We start from the raw sequence: 14708 nt of genomic DNA on the forward strand, positions 1-14708 counted from the left end.
GGCCGTCGCCCCGCCGGCCCACGCGGGCGGGGCGTGGCCGTTCTCAGGGAGAACCATGCGCAAGCTGTCCCGGCACCGCGGTGCCCTCATCTTCGTCGGCCCGTCCGTGCTCCTGCTGCTGGTGTTCATGGTCGTGCCCATCCTGGTCGCCGCCGGCGCCAGCCTCACCGACCTGGACCTGCGCGGGCTGGCCGATCCGTCGTCCGTCGAGTTCATCGGGCTGGAGAACTACCGCAGGCTGCTGTCGGACGAGCTGTTCGGCACCGCGGCGCTGAACACGCTGATGTACGTGCTGCTCGGCGTACCGCTGATCGTGGTGTGCTCGCTCGCCGTCGCGTTGCTGCTCAACATGGGCAGCAACCGGCTGTTCCGGGGGCTGCGAGCGTTCTACTTCCTGCCCGCGATCACCAACATCGTCGCGGTCGCCGTCATCTGGGGCTATCTGTACAACACGGACAGTGGGCTGATCAACTATCTGCTCTCGCTCGGCGGCGTCGAGCCGGTGCCCTGGCTCGACCAGCCCTTCATCGCGAAGCTCAGCCTGGTCCTGGTGGGCGTCTGGAAGGGCGCCGGGTTCAACATGATCATCTTCTTGGCGGCGCTCCAGGGGATTCCCCGCGAGTTCTACGAAGCCGCGGCCATCGACGGCGTCACGCCCTGGCAGCGGCTGACCCGCATCACCATCCCGCTACTGCGGTACGCCACCTTCTTCGTGACCGTGACCACCACGATCGCGTGGATCCAGTTCTTCGAGGAGCCCTTCGTCATGACCGACGGCGGCCCGCTGGACGGGACCATGTCGGTGGCGCTGTTCATCTACCAGAACGGCTTCAACCTGTCCGACTTCGGGTACGCCTCGGCCGCGTCGGTGCTGCTGTTCCTGGCCATCATGATCGTCACGGCGATCCAGTTCCGGCTGCGGAGAAGCGATGTCGAGTACTAGATCCCGTTGGCTGCGCGCCGCGGTCGCGGCGCTGCTCATGGTCGGCGCGGTGGTCGTGTCGATTCCGTTCCTGTGGATGCTGTCGGGCTCGGTGAAGCCGGAGAGCGAGGTGCTCGACATCCCGCCGACCCTCTGGCCGCAGGAGTTCACCTGGTCGAACTACGCGGAGCTGTTCACCAGCCTCGACTTCGGCGTCTATCTGAAGAACACGCTCATCGTGGTGGTGCTGTCGTTCGTCGGTCTGTTGCTGCGCGCCATGGCCGGCTACGGCTTCGCGAAGTTCGACTTCCCGGGCAAGAACGCCGTCTACGTCATCGTGCTGGCCACCATGATGATCCCGGACCAGGTCACCATGATCCCCACCTACCTGATCCTCAACGCCATGGGCCTGACCAACACCCTCACCGGCGTGGTCCTGCCGGGGCTGGTCTCGGCCTTCAACATCTTCCTGTTCCGCCAGTTCTTCACCACCATCCCCAACGAGCTGCTGGAGGCCGCGCGGCTGGACGGCGCCGGCGAGATCCGCACGTTCGTGCGGGTAGTGCTGCCGGTGTCCGGGCCGATCCTGGCCATCCAGGCGATCCTGACCTTCATCGCCTCCTGGAACAGCTTCCTCTGGCCGTTGATCGTCGCCACCGATCAGGAGAAGTACACCCTGTCGGTCGGCCTCGCCCTCCTGGAAGGCCAGTACTCCAGCAACTACGGAGTCCTGATGGCCGGCGCGGCCGTGATGGTGCTCCCGGTCCTGGTGGTCTTCGTCTTCTGCCAGCGGTACATCGTCCGCGGCTTCATGATGTCCGGGCTCAAATGACCGGCCCTCGATTGCTGAAGGAGCAAGACACGATGAGCGGCTTTCTGCGCCGTCACCACCGGCAAGTCCTCGACCCGGCGGGTGAGCCGATCCTGCTGCGCGGGGTGGGACTGGGCAACTGGTGGCTGCCCGAAGGCTACATGTGGCGCTTCGGCGACGCCGCGGCCAGTCCACGGGCCATCGAGAAGGTGATCGCCGACCTCATCGGCGAACAGGACGCGCAAACCTTCTGGCGCCGATATCGCGACGAGTACATCGGCGAGGCCGATGTGGCCCGGATGGCCGAGGAGGGCTGGAACTCCGTCCGGCTGCCGCTCAACGCGCGGTATCTCATGGACGACGAGGGCGTCTTCGATGAGGGCTCGTTCCAGCTGATCGACCGATTCCTGGACTGGTGCCGCCGCTACGGCGTCTACGTCGTCATCGACCTGCACGGCGCTCCCGGCGGGCAGACCGGCACCAACATCGACGACTCCCCGAACAACTACCCGGAGCTGTTCACGACGCCGCGCTATCAGGACGACACGGTCCGGCTGTGGCGCGAGATCGCCCGCCGGTATCGCCACGACCCCATCGTCGCCGGCTACGACCTGCTCAACGAGCCGCTGCCGCGCGAGTTCCAGTACAAGTACCCCCAGGAACTGATCGCCCTCTACCAGCGGCTGATCGCCGAGATCCGCGAGGTCGACCCGGATCACATGATGATCCTCGAAGGCAGCAACTGGGCGCGGAACTGGAGCATCTTCGACGAGCTGTGGGACGACAACACACTGCTCCAGTTCCACAAGTACTGGAACTCGCCCGACCGCGATCAGATCACCGAGTACCTCGACAAACGCGCGGAACTCGACGTGCCCATCTACATGGGTGAGGGCGGCGAGAACAACAACGGCTGGTACCAGGCGTCGTTCCAGCTGTACGAGGACTACGACATCGGCTGGAACTTCTGGACCTGGAAGAAGATCTCCAAGCTGAACTCGCCTGCCACCATCCGGCAGCCCGACGGTTGGCAGGCCATCGTGGACTACGTCTACGGCGGCGCGAAGCCGGACGCCGAGTCGGCCCGGCGTACGCTGTTCGAGCTGCTCGACAACCTCGCGCTGGAACGATGCGACTATCGCCACGACGTCGTCGACGCATTCATGCGCCGTGCGCCGCTGCGCTTGCAGGCGGAGTACTTCGGCCATCTCGGTGAAGGCGTCTCCTACCACTCGAACGGGCCGAGGACGCCGCTGCCCGGGTTCCGGCAGTCGGACAACGTCACCGTCGCGTACCGGGCGTTGCCGGACGGGGCGCAGCCGCCCGCCGAACCCAACTTCCGGCACAATCTCGGCGTCGAACGCGCCGACGACGAGGTCATGGTGGTCCACCTCGACGCGGGGGAGTGGCTGGCGTACGAGGTCAACACAGTGCGCGAGGGCCTGCTGACGGTGACGCCCAGTGGCACCGGCGAGCTGGAGTTCACCGTCGACGGCCTGCCGATCGGCACCCGGATTCCGGCCGGCAAGCACCTGCTGACGGTGCGGGCGCTCGGGCCGGCCGTCCTGGACTACCTCGACGTGACGGTGGCCTCGTGAGCGCGCTGCCTGATCCCGACCGCCTGCTGTCCCCGCACACCGGCTACTCCCGGGCGCACTGGGAGGCCGTCGCCGACCGCATGCTGCTGGCGGTACGCGATCACGCCGCACCCGGGCACAGCCTGATCGATCTGCCCGGACCGGCCTCCAACTCGGGCCGCTGGAGCGACGGACTGGAGGGGTTCGCCCGCACCTTCCTGCTGGCCGCGATGCGCGTACGCGGTGCGGACGGGCAGGATCCGCACGGCCTGCTCGACTGGTACGCGTCCGGAGTGGCCGCCGGATCGGATCCCCGTGGCCGCCATCGGTGGCCGACCCTGGGCGAGCGGCGGCAGGCCCGGGTGGAGGCGGCGTCGCTGGCGATCGCGTTGCACGAGACCCGGCCGTGGCTGTGGGACCGGCTCGGCGACGACGTGAAGGCCAACGTCGTCGACTGGTTCACCCCGATCGTGGGCACGAGCGATTACGACAACAACTGGATCTGGTTCCAGAACATCGTCGAGGCGTTCCTGCGCAGTGTGGACGGTCCGTGGTCGAAGGAGGACATCGAGCGGAACCTCGCGACCCACGAGAGCTGGTACGTCGGCGGCGGCTGGTACTCCGACGGCGGTTCGGGCGACGACCGCCGCCAGAACTTCGACTACTACAGCGGCTGGGCGATGCACTTCTACCCGCTGTGGTTCAGCCGGATCACCGGTGAGGAACCGAATCCGCAGTACCGGTCCCGCCTGTCGGAGTTCTTGGCTGACGCGCAGTACCTGGTGGGCGCGGACGGTCGGCCGCTGTTCCAGGGGCGGTCGCTGACCTATCGGTTCGCGATGCTGGCCCCGTTCTGGATGGGTGCCCTGTTCGACGCCACTCCGCTGGAACCCGGAGTCACGCGGGGACTGGCCTCCTCCGTTCTCCAGCATTTCCTGGAAGCGGGTTCGGTGGACGCCGGCGGGCTGCTGCCGATCGGCTGGCACGGGCCGTTCCCCCGGATCCGCCAGCAGTACACGGGACCGGGTTCGCCCTACTGGGCGAGCAAGGGGTTCGCCGGGCTGCTCCTGCCCCCGGACCACCCGGTGTGGACCGCGCCGGAGTCGGCGACGCCGGTCGCCGCCGCGGACAAGGTCTTCGTGATACCTGAGGCCGGCTGGGTCGTCTCGGCAACCGCCGCCGACGGGGTGGTCCGGGTGGCCAACCACGGCAGCGATCATCTCGCCGATCGGCGCGCGGCCCTCGACGACCCGTTCTACCTTCGCCACGCGTACGCCACGCACGCCGCACCGGATCTCAGTGCCGAAGCGATCCGTGGCCCGCTCGACTCGCATGTCGCCCTCCTGGACGACGCCGGGGAGCCCTCGCATCGCGGCCGCATCGAACGCATCGGCCAGGGAGATCGATGGGCGGCGTCGTACAGCCGGGCCATGTGGCTCGATCTGAGCCCCGCCGGCGGTCTCGCGGCCGGCTGGCACGCCGTCCGCACCGGACCGTGGCTGGCCACCGCGTCCGTGCTCCACGGCGCCGTTGAAGTCCGGCTCGTACGCGTCGGCGACGACACCGTCCGGCTGGCCGCCGGCGGGGAGGATCCCGAGGCGTACTGGCCGGTCGATCCCGGTCCGTGGCGGTTGCACCTGGGCGGCTGGGCGTTGGCCGGGGACTCGCTGGAGCACCGCCACGACGGCGGACAAGCCGCAGTGACCAGGCCGGACGGATTCGTCAGCGAAGTTCGCGCCCTGCGCGGGTTCGACGAGGCCGGCGTCACCGGCCACCACGACGCCAACCCCTTCGGACCGGAGTCGGCGGTGCCCTGGCTGCGTACGACGATCCCGGTGGAACCCGGCGCCCTGTACGCCGCAGCCGTGATCCTGCGTGGGCCGGGCACCACCCCGGCGCTGCCCACGATCGTGGCGACGCCGACAACCGCGGTCGAGGTGCGGTGGCCGGACGGCTCCGTTGACCTGGTGGACCTGACCTGAGTGTGCCGAAGGAAAGCAATCCGCATCGCCTGACCGTCCGGGAGGACCGACGTGACGTCCCAGCGCAGAAGAATCCTGGCAACTCTGACGGCGATGGTGTGTGTGGCCGCCTGGCAGCTCGTGCTGCCGTCCCCGGCGGCCGCGGACACCGTCACCGTCTCGGTGAACGGCTCCACCCTCGGGCGTACCTTCGAAGGAGTCGGAGCCGTGTTCAGCAACGGCATGACCCGGCTACTGCAGGACTACCCCGCCGCCCAGCGTGACGACATCCTCGACTACCTGTTCAAACCGGGCTTCGGCGCGGCACTCCAACACGTCAAGATCGAGATCGGTTCCGACGTCAACAGCTCGGCCGGAACCGAGCCCAGCCACACCCGGTCGTCGACCGACTTCGACGTCACCCGCGGCGCGGGACTCTGGCTCGCCCAGCAGGCCAAGCTGCGCAATCCCGCGATCACCCTCGACGCCCTGCGCTGGGGAACCCCGGCGTACGTCGACACCGACGCCGAGCGGTACCAGTACTACAAGTCCTTCCTCGACGGTGCGCAGAGCCAGTACGGCCTGACCTTCGACTACCTCGGGCCCGAACGCAACGAGAACACTGTGACGGCCGACTGGGCGAGCAGTGGATCGGCCCGCAACTTCGTGGTCAACACGCTGCGTCCGGGGCTGGACGCCGACGGCTACGCGAACGTCAAGCTGACCGCCGCCGACAGCAACGTGAGCTGGTTCATCGCCGATCGGGTCGCCGCCGACCCGAGCCTGAAGGCGGCCTTGTACTCCCTCAACGCCCACTACAAACAGGACAGCACGGCCACCGCGACCGGACTCGGCATGCCGCTGTGGGACGGCGAGGACCTCGCCCCGTTCCGCGGCGACTGGGTCACCGGGCCGCTGGACACCGCGCAACGCATCATCAAGTCGTACGCGGTCGGCCGGATGACCAAGTACGAGATGCACCCGGCCGTCGAGGCGGGCTATCCGAACACCCCGTTCAACTACAAGAGCATCCTGGTCGCGCAGCACCCCTGGACCGGCCACTACGACGTGACGAACGGGCTGTGGGCGACCGCGCACTTCACCCAGTTCGCCAAGCCGGGCTGGCGCTACGTCGACAGCGCGACCAACTCCGACGACCGGGGCGGGGTCATGACGGTCAAGGATCCCGGCAGCGGCGACTGGAGCATGGTCCTGCTCAACACCAGCGCGGTCGCGCGTACCTACCAGGTGGCGCTCAGCGGCGGCATCACCGCGAGCACGCTGCACCATTGGCGCAGCACGGAGACCGCCAGCTTCGTGCAGCAGAGCAACGTCACCGTGACGGGCGGCAGCTTCACCGTCACCCTTCCACCGCACGCGATCTCGTCGCTGACGACCACCACCGGGCAGCAGAAGGGCATCGCCGCCGCGAGCAACCCGGCTGCCACAGACATGACGCTGCCGTACACCGACGACTTCGCGGCATACGGCACCGGCAAGACGCCGAAGTACACCTCCGACCAGGGCGGCGCCTTCGAGATCGCGACCGACGGCACCAACAAGGTGCTGAAGCAGGTCATCACGGCGGCGACCAAACCGGTGGACTGGAAGTACCGCGCGACTCCGGAGCCGTTCACCCTGCTGGGCAGCCTCGACCTGCGCAACTACGAGGTCGAGGTCGACGGCAGGCTCGCCGGGGCCAGCGGATACCTGCTCCTCGGCGGCCGGGTCAACCACACCGCCAAGAGCGCGGAGCCGGCCGACGGCTACGACCTCAAGGTCAACGCCGACGGCAGCTGGGCCCTGCGCGTCGGCAGTGTCGGCAACACCATCACCAGCGGCACGATCACCGGATTCACCCCCACCGCCTGGCACACCCTGAAGCTTCGCTTCAACGGCACCAACATCAAGGCGTACGCGGACGGGGTGCTGCTGGCCGACGTCACCCACACCTCCTTCGCCAGCGGCCAGGTCGAACTGGGCAGCGGTTACCACGAGGCGATGTTCGACAACCTGGCGATCCGGTCGATCAGCGGGTCGCCGACGTCGGTCACCCGTTACTCGGACAACGACGCCCGCCTGCGCTACACCGGCACGTGGCTGGACGAGGACGGCAACTACGACACCTTCGAGCGCAGCACGACCGCGTCCCGGCACGCCGGCGACGAGCTCACCTTCTCGTTCAACGGATCGACCGCATCGCTGGTCGGAACCCGGGACGTCGACGGCGGCCAGGCGGACGTCTACGTCGACGGCGTCTTGTCAGGCACTTTCGACACGTACGCCGCCGCGCGGCAATACCGCCGGGCGATCTACCAGATTCCGGCCCTCACCGCGGGTGATCACACCGTCCGGCTCGTGGTGAAGGGAACGAAGCAGGCCGCGTCCATCGACACCCTGGTACGCGTGGACGCCGTCGAGACCATCGGCGGAACCGGGCTGAAGACGCCGATTGGAACAACACCGGCCCGGACCGTCGTCCACGACACCTTCGACGCGTACCCGGACGGGACAGTGGGCCAAGGCTTCCGGGTGCTGCCCGATGTGCAAAAGCTGGACTGGGCGGAGGGATCACCGTGCTCGGTGACGCCGACGCCGTCGGCCACGGACAAAAGCTTCACGTGCGTCGACACCAGCACGACCGCGTCCGTCGAGACTTCGCGTGATCTGCCGCGTACCGCGTCGGGCACGGTGACGCTCAACTTCCGGTTCCAGCAGAACAACGCGGGATCGTGGACGCGCATGTTCGTGGGCTCCGGGGCGGACGACGCTATCGAGCTGTACGAAACCGGTGGTACGCAAGGACTGGCCTACCTGGACGGCGCCGGCGTCTACCACTCGCTCGGGGTCATCGCCGCGAACACCTGGTACGACGTCAAACTCGTGGTCGACGTGACGGCGAAGACGTTCGACGCGTACCTGAACGGCGTGCTGGTGCTCGACAACGCGGGGTACACCGACCCCGCGGTGGCGGACCTGTCGGTCGTCCGGTTCCGGACGGGCGCCTCCACCACGACCACGCTCGACATCGACTACCTCAGCGCCGAGATCGGCTGAAGCCGGGGGAGGCGGGTCGCATCCGGTCCGCCTCCCGTCCGTGATCAGCGGCGGATGATGCCCTGGTCGGCGGCGGTCGCGACGGCCGCCGTACGCGAGTCGACGCCGAGCTTGGCGTACACGCGGGCGAGGTGCGACTTGACGGTGCCTTCGGTGAGGTGCAGGCGACCGGCGATGGCCTGATTGGACAGACCGTCCGCGACGAGGGTGAGGACTTCGATCTCGCGCCGAGTCAGCGTCAGGGCGGGGGAGCGCAGCCGGTGCAGCAGCCGGTCGGCGACGGCCGGCGCCAGCGTCGTACGCCCGGCGGCCGCGGTGCGGACGGCGGCGGCGAGGTCCTCGGGCGCGGCGTCCTTGAGCAGGTAACCGCTCGCGCCCGCTTCGATCGCGGGCAGTGTGTCGGCGTCGGTGTCGTACGTGGTGACGATGACGACGCGTGGCCCGCCGGGTTGAGCGGTGATGGCGGCGGTGGCCTCTGCACCGGTCATGCCCCGGCCGAACTGAAGATCCATCAGGACCACGTCGACGTCGCCGTCCCCGGCGCGGGCGACGGCGGCCTCCGCGGTCGCGGCCTCGGCCACGATCACCAGGTCCGGCTCGGTTTCCAGGACGGCGCGTAGGCCCGCCCGCACGACCGGATGATCGTCGGCCAGCAACAGCCGGATGCGGTCGCCGGTCATGGCCGGTCGCCGGATCGCTGGGCGTCGGCCGAGGCGAGCGGCAGGTCGACGGCCACGGCGGTGCCGCGTCCTGGGGTGGAGGTGATGCTGAACGTGCCGCCGAGGGCGTCGACCCGCGAGCGCATCGTGGTCAGCCCGAATCCGCCGGTGACCAGGCCGGGGTCGAAGCCCCGGCCGTTGTCGGTGATGTTCAGGGCGACGTGGTCGCCGTGTTGCCGCAGTGCGACGTCGACGGCGGTGGCGTCGGCGTGCCGGACCGTGTTCGCCACCGCGGACTGCGCGATCCGCAGCAAGGCCACCTCATGGCCGGTCGGCAGCGCCACCGGAGCGCCGTCGAGGTGGAACCGGGCGGTGATCTTGTGCTGGCTGCCGGCCGTGGCGCACAGCCGTTCCAGTGCGGCCGCGAGGGTCGCGTCGTCCAATGCGGGTGGGGCGAGTGCCCGAACGAAACGGCGGGCCTCGCCGAGATTGTCGGCGGCGGCCTGGCGGGCCTGTCCCAAATAGCGTGCCGCGTTGTCGGGTGCGTCGGGCAACGCCCGTTCGGCGGCGCGCAGCAGCAACTGGATGCTGGACAACCCTTGAGCCAGGGTGTCGTGGATCTCCCGGGCGAGGCGCTCGCGTTCGGCCAGCACGCCCGCGGTGTGCTGGGCGGCGGCCAGGTCGGCGCGGGTGGCGGTCAGCTCCTCGATCAGGCGGCGACGCTGTTCACTTTCGCGGTACAGGGCCTGGTAACCCCAGGCCACCGCGACGGCCACAGCTGCCCCGAGCGCCGGTCCGATCACCATCGCCACGCTGAAGGAGCCCTGGTGGACGGCGTACCCGGAAACCGCCACGGCAGCGGTGACGGCGACGGCGGCCAGACCCGCGCGACGTGGCAGCAGGTGCAACTGGAGGAAGTACAGCGGGAACGCCAGCCATACCGCGTCGGCCGTCAGCGCGAGCAGTAGCAGGCACAGGATGCTGAACCCGGCGAGCCAGCCGACGGCGGCCCGCCGCGATCGGCGAGACCGCAGCAGCAGGGGTCCGGCGGCGTACCCGACGGCGCAGGCGGCGGCGACCGCGACCGTGGCCGCGGCGTGCGTACCTTCGGCGACCGCTCGACCGGCCGCCACGACGAGCAGGCCGAAGACCAGCAGGTGCAGGCACCACGCCAAGATCCCTGTCGTGGGCGTCAGCGGGCGGGTTTCGGCGTTCATGGCTCTACCAGGGTAGACAGCGCAGCGGCCGGACGGCTGTATCGAAAGTAAGAACCGTCCTGCCGTCTTTCGGCCCGCCGATTACAGTCCTGCGCCAGACGCCGGGGCGTACGCCCGAAGCGCACCGTGGAGATCGACCGCATCGACTGAATCGAGAGGGCGGGTTTCCGCGTGTTTGTGGCCTGGAGAGACCTGAGGTTCGCCAAGGGGCGTTTCGTCCTGATCGGCCTGGTCATCGTGTTGATCACTCTGTTGGTGGAGCTGCTGTCCGGGCTGACCGCCGGACTCGGCCGGCAGAACGTCTCCGCGATCACCGGGCTGCCTGCCGACAAGATCGTCTTCAATGCTCCGGCAGCCGGCCAGAGCGTGTCTTACTCCGACTCCACCGTCACCGAGTCCCAGTGGCAGAGGTGGGCCACCGCGCCCGGCGTACGCAGTGCGCAGCCGCTGGGCATCACGACCACGAAGGCGGAGGCGGGTGACCACAGCGCGGGAGTGTCGGTGTTCGGTGTCGCACCCGGCTCCTCGCTCGCGCCGGACGGCGACAAGATCAGCGACCGCACGGCGGTGCTGTCCGTCTCGGCCGCCGACGATCTCGGCGTCGCGACCGGTGACACGTTCACCCTCGCCGGGCAGACCGTCACGGTCGCGGCCATCAGTGGGGACGCCTCCTTCAGCCACACCCCCGTGATCTGGACCAGCCTCGCCCGATGGCAGCTGACCGCACCGCCGGGCGGGTCGCCAGGTACGCCGACCGCGACCGTCATCGCGGTGACCGCCGACGGCGACGCCGATCTCCCGGCGATCGACGAGGCGGCCGGCACCAAGACCGTCACGAAGGACGGCTCGTTGTCGGCGATCGGGTCCTACACCTCCGAGAACGGATCGCTGCAATTGATGCGTGGCTTCCTGTTCGTCATCTCGGCCCTGGTCATCGGCGCGTTCTTCACCGTGTGGACCATGCAGCGCAGCGGCGACGTCGCGATCCTCAAGGCGTTGGGCGCACCGACGAGACGACTGCTGGGCGACGCGCTCGGTCAGGCCGTCGTGCTGCTCGGTCTCGGGACATCGCTCGGCACCGGCCTCGCGACGGGGTTCGGCGCGCTGATCGCCGGGACGGCGATTCCCTTCCAGCTCAGCGTCGGAACAGTCCTGTTCCCGGCCGCCGTCATGATCGCGCTCGGCGCGGTCGGGGCGGCGCTGCCGCTGCGCCGCATCGCTTCCGTCGACCCGCTGATCGCCCTGGGGAGTGCCCGATGAGCCTGCGACTGACCGACGTCACCCTGACCTATCCCGACGGCGACGGGCGGTTGACCGCCCTCGACCGGGTCAGCCTCCACGTGCCCCAGGGCAGCCTCACCGCCGTCGTCGGACCTTCGGGCTCCGGCAAGTCCAGCCTGCTGGCGGTGGCCGCCACGTTGATCACACCGGACGCGGGCACGGTCGTCGTGGACGGCACTCCGACGACCGGGCTGACCCGGGTCGAGCTGACCGAGCTGCGCCGCCACAAGATCGGCATCGTGTTTCAGCAGCCGAACCTGCTGCCATCACTCACCGCGCTGGAACAACTGCAGGTCATGGCGTACATCGACGGGCGCTCGCCGTCGGCGACCCGGGCGCGGGCCGCCGAGCTGCTCGACGCGGTGGGCCTGACCGCCGAGGCTGGCCGTCGTCCGCATCAGCTGTCCGGCGGCCAACGGCAGCGGGTCAACATCGCCCGGGCGCTGATGAACGACCCGACGGTGCTGCTGGTCGACGAGCCCACCAGCGCGCTGGACCATGAGCGGGGCGCCGCGGTGATCGACCTGATCGCCCGGCTCACCCGGCACCGGGCGACCGCGACCGTCCTTGTCACGCACGACGACGTGCATCGGGCCGCCGCCGATCAGGTCGCCGAGGTACGCGACGGGCGGCTGCACGTCCCCGCCGCCACGACGTAGCACGGCTCGGTTAGGGTGCTGCGCATGATCATCGAGGTGTCCCGGCTGGGCGGCATCAGCCACGGCGGCGACCTGGACCTTGCCCTCGATCTGGCCGCGTGACCCGTTGACGAGTGAACTCGACACGACTCCGCTTACCGTCGCCGCCACCCGCTCTGAGATGCAGGGGTTCCTGGGGGGCCACCGTCGGTGGAACTTCTGGGCGGGCCTGATCGTGCTGTACGCGGTCACGACAGCCCTTGTCGCGATCCTCGTCTTCGTCGTCCTCGTAGTAGTCGCGTTGGCGGTGGAAATGTGGGCCCAGCGGATCCGCGACCACGGCGTGCTCCTCTCCGTCACCGCGGCGGCCTGCCTTGTCGCCGCGGTAGTCGGCTGGGTCGCCAACGCGAAGAAGGGCGAGCGGAAGGAGCTGTTCCGGCTGCAGCGGTTCGCCGCCGCGAACGGGTTCGACTTCGCGCCCGAGGTGAAGGAACCCGACCTACCGGGACTGATCTTTCAGCGCGGCACGCTGCGTCGCTCCTCCGCGCGGCTGCGCCGCTTCGGTCCTCGTCCGCTGGAGGTGGCGAACTACTCGGCCTGGATCGCGAAGGGGCGGGCGGGCGAGCCCCTGATCTGGTCCTACTTCGCGCTCACCCTCGATCGGCGGATGCCGCACGTGGTTCTCGACGCCCGAGCCAACGGCAGACTGCCCGGGACGAGCAGCCTGCCGGGGGCGAGAGAAACCTCGTTGGGCGACGGCTACCGGCTCATCTGCGCACCTGAGGCGGCGGACTGGGCGCATTCGCTGTTCACCCCGGAGATCGTCGCCCGATTCACCCGTCCCGGTAAGAAGACGGCAGTCGACGTGGAGGTCGTGGCGGATCGCGTCTTCGTCTACTCGCGCCTTCGGCCGCTGTCCGGCTGCGATCCGGAGACGTGGCGGTGGATGAGCGAGACCGCGGACGCGCTCTACGACCGGCTCGAGGACCTGCTCAGGAGCTGATGAGGCCGGACGCCGGCCCGCGGTGTCTCGACGTCGGGGACACCGCGGACCGATCGCCGGCGGATCAGCCGAGCGAGACCTTCGAGAAGTCCGGCCGGCCATTGACGGGCATCTCGAAGCCCTTCACAGCCGAGCGGACCGCGTAGTTGTTCTTCAGATCGACTGGGAAGATCCCGACCGCGTCGTCCCACAGGATCTTGTCGGCCTGGGCGTACAGGGTCTTGCGTTCGTTCTGGTCCAGCGACGCCCGCGCCTGGGCCAGGATCGCGTCCAGATCCTTGTTGCAGTAGCCCATCCGCTTGGCGGTGCAGGTGTACAACCGGTTGAGAGTGAAGTCGGCGTCACCCGTGCCTGTCGTGTTGGTCTGCAGGTTCAGGTCCCACTTCAGCGCGCCGAAGTCCTTGAGCCAGGTGGCGCGCTCCTTCTCCAGCGGCTCCACCTTGATCCCGGCCTTGGCCCACTGCGAGATGAACGCCTGGGCCATCGCCCGGATGTTGGGCCCACCTTCCAGCGGCCACTGCATCGACACGCTGATGCCGCCCGGATACCCGGCCTCAGTGAGCAGTTGCTTGGCCTTGTCCGGGTCGTACGCGTACGGGGTGAGCTGGGTCGAGCCGAACACGGATTGGGTGACCGGCGACTGCGCCACCGTGCCGAGATCGCCGAACAGGCCCGCGACGACGCTCTTGATGTCGAGAGAGTAGAGCAGCGCCTGGCGTACCTTCAGGTTGTCGAAGGGCTTGTTGTTCTGGTTGAACCAGATGAAGTAGTAGTTGAAGCTGGGACCGGTGCCGTAGCTGGCGCCGTCCGTGCCCTGGACCTCCGAGACCTGGTCCGGCGGGATGGCCGTGAGAACGTCGACCTCGTTGTTGTCGAGCGCGGTGATGCGCGCGGCGATCTCGGGCATGTCCAAGATCTCCAGCCGGGCGACCTTGGCCTTGTCGCCCCAGTAGCCGTCGTTGCGCGACAGGGCCACCTTCTCGTCGGGGTTGAACGAGTCGATCTTGAACGGCCCGGTGCCGACCGGCTTCTGCCAGTACGCGTCCGTGCCGACCTTGTCCCCCTGGCCGATGAAGACCAGTGACAGGGTGCTGGGCAGGGTGCCGAGCGGGGCCGAGGTGTGGAAGGTGACGGTGTGGTCGTCCGTCGCGTCGACGGCGGTGATGGACGCGAGCAGCGGGTTGAGCGAGCCCTTGAGCCCGATGAGGCGTTCGACGGACAGCTTGACGTCCTTGGCGGTGAACGGCGTGCCGTCGCTGAACGTGACCCCTTCGCGCAGGTGGAAGACCCACGTGCCGGCGTCCGGCGTCTCCCACTTGGTGGCCAGCTTGGGCGCGGGCTGGCCGTCCTTCATCACGGTGAGGGTCTCCAGCGCCTGCTGGACGGTGGTCTGCACGGCCTCCTCGGCCGGGTACTGCTGGACGTCCAGCGACACCGGGAACAGCTGCGGGGCGAATCGCAGCACCTGGCTGTCGCCGCCGGCGTCGTCGGCGGAGCTGCAGGCCGCGAGGGCTACCACGAGCGCGGCGGCGGCGAGGCAGCTGACGGCTCTGGCCCGGGCTTTGGCTCTGGCGAGCATGGG

The 14708-nt window shown here is 68.9% G+C and carries 11 protein-coding genes; 8 read left to right on the forward strand and 3 right to left on the reverse strand.

The annotated features are described in order from the left end of the window. Nucleotides 1-55 precede the first annotated feature (55 nt). The 5 genes from AB0M47_RS12725 (at nucleotide 56) to AB0M47_RS12745 (ending at nucleotide 8328) form a co-directional block, all read left to right on the forward strand. Nucleotides 56-943: a sugar ABC transporter permease gene (locus AB0M47_RS12725; RefSeq protein ID WP_363412280.1), complete on the forward strand. Its 888-nt coding sequence runs from the start codon at nucleotides 56-58 to the stop codon at nucleotides 941-943. Next, entirely contained in the window at nucleotides 930-1754 is an 825-nt protein-coding gene (locus tag AB0M47_RS12730; protein WP_363412282.1) for a carbohydrate ABC transporter permease, read from the forward strand. The genes AB0M47_RS12725 and AB0M47_RS12730 overlap by 14 nt, the downstream gene beginning before the upstream one ends. Before the next feature lie 32 nt (nucleotides 1755-1786). Continuing rightward, nucleotides 1787-3331 carry a cellulase family glycosylhydrolase gene (locus AB0M47_RS12735; protein WP_363412284.1) on the forward strand — a complete coding sequence of 515 codons (1545 nt, stop codon included), beginning with the start codon at nucleotides 1787-1789 and terminating at the stop codon, nucleotides 3329-3331. Beyond that, nucleotides 3328-5292 carry a DUF2264 domain-containing protein gene (locus AB0M47_RS12740; RefSeq protein WP_363412286.1) on the forward strand — a complete coding sequence of 655 codons (1965 nt, stop codon included), beginning with the start codon at nucleotides 3328-3330 and terminating at the stop codon, nucleotides 5290-5292. Before AB0M47_RS12735 ends, AB0M47_RS12740 begins: the two co-directional genes overlap by 4 nt. A gap of 102 nt (nucleotides 5293-5394) precedes the next feature. After that, complete coding sequence (locus AB0M47_RS12745) at nucleotides 5395-8328, forward strand: hypothetical protein (protein WP_363412288.1); 2934 nt, start codon at nucleotides 5395-5397, stop codon at nucleotides 8326-8328. A gap of 44 nt (nucleotides 8329-8372) precedes the next feature. Here AB0M47_RS12745 and AB0M47_RS12750 read toward each other — a convergent pair whose 3' ends face one another. Both AB0M47_RS12750 and AB0M47_RS12755 read right to left on the reverse strand, forming a co-directional pair. Continuing rightward, a complete protein-coding gene (locus AB0M47_RS12750; protein ID WP_363412289.1) occupies nucleotides 8373-9008 on the reverse strand; it encodes a response regulator transcription factor in 636 nt (211 codons plus the stop codon). After that, complete coding sequence (locus tag AB0M47_RS12755; RefSeq protein ID WP_363412291.1) at nucleotides 9005-10204, reverse strand: sensor histidine kinase; 1200 nt, start codon at nucleotides 10202-10204, stop codon at nucleotides 9005-9007. The genes AB0M47_RS12750 and AB0M47_RS12755 overlap by 4 nt, the downstream gene beginning before the upstream one ends. 171 nt (nucleotides 10205-10375) lie before the next feature. Here AB0M47_RS12755 and AB0M47_RS12760 point away from each other — a divergent pair, with 171 nt between their 5' ends. The 3 genes from AB0M47_RS12760 to AB0M47_RS12770 all read left to right on the forward strand — a co-directional run bounded on the left by AB0M47_RS12760 (nucleotide 10376) and on the right by AB0M47_RS12770 (nucleotide 13126). Beyond that, on the forward strand, nucleotides 10376-11464 hold the full coding sequence (locus AB0M47_RS12760) for an ABC transporter permease (protein ID WP_363412293.1): 1089 nt from the start codon (nucleotides 10376-10378) through the stop codon (nucleotides 11462-11464). Then, nucleotides 11461-12144 (forward strand): ABC transporter ATP-binding protein, encoded by a 684-nt coding sequence (locus AB0M47_RS12765; protein WP_363412295.1) that lies wholly within the window; start codon nucleotides 11461-11463, stop codon nucleotides 12142-12144. The genes AB0M47_RS12760 and AB0M47_RS12765 overlap by 4 nt, the downstream gene beginning before the upstream one ends. Nucleotides 12145-12304: 160 nt before the next feature. After that, on the forward strand, nucleotides 12305-13126 hold the full coding sequence (locus AB0M47_RS12770) for a hypothetical protein (RefSeq protein WP_363412297.1): 822 nt from the start codon (nucleotides 12305-12307) through the stop codon (nucleotides 13124-13126). Between the two features lie 64 nt (nucleotides 13127-13190). On the opposite strand, the gene AB0M47_RS12775 is transcribed toward AB0M47_RS12770, so the two are convergent. Continuing rightward, nucleotides 13191-14705, reverse strand: a complete 1515-nt coding sequence (locus AB0M47_RS12775; RefSeq protein WP_363412299.1) for an ABC transporter substrate-binding protein — start codon at nucleotides 14703-14705, stop codon at nucleotides 13191-13193. Between the last annotated feature and the right edge of the window lie 3 nt (nucleotides 14706-14708).

Source organism: Hamadaea sp. NPDC051192 (assembly GCF_040682475.1).
Taxonomy (GTDB): domain Bacteria; phylum Actinomycetota; class Actinomycetes; order Mycobacteriales; family Micromonosporaceae; genus Hamadaea; species Hamadaea flava.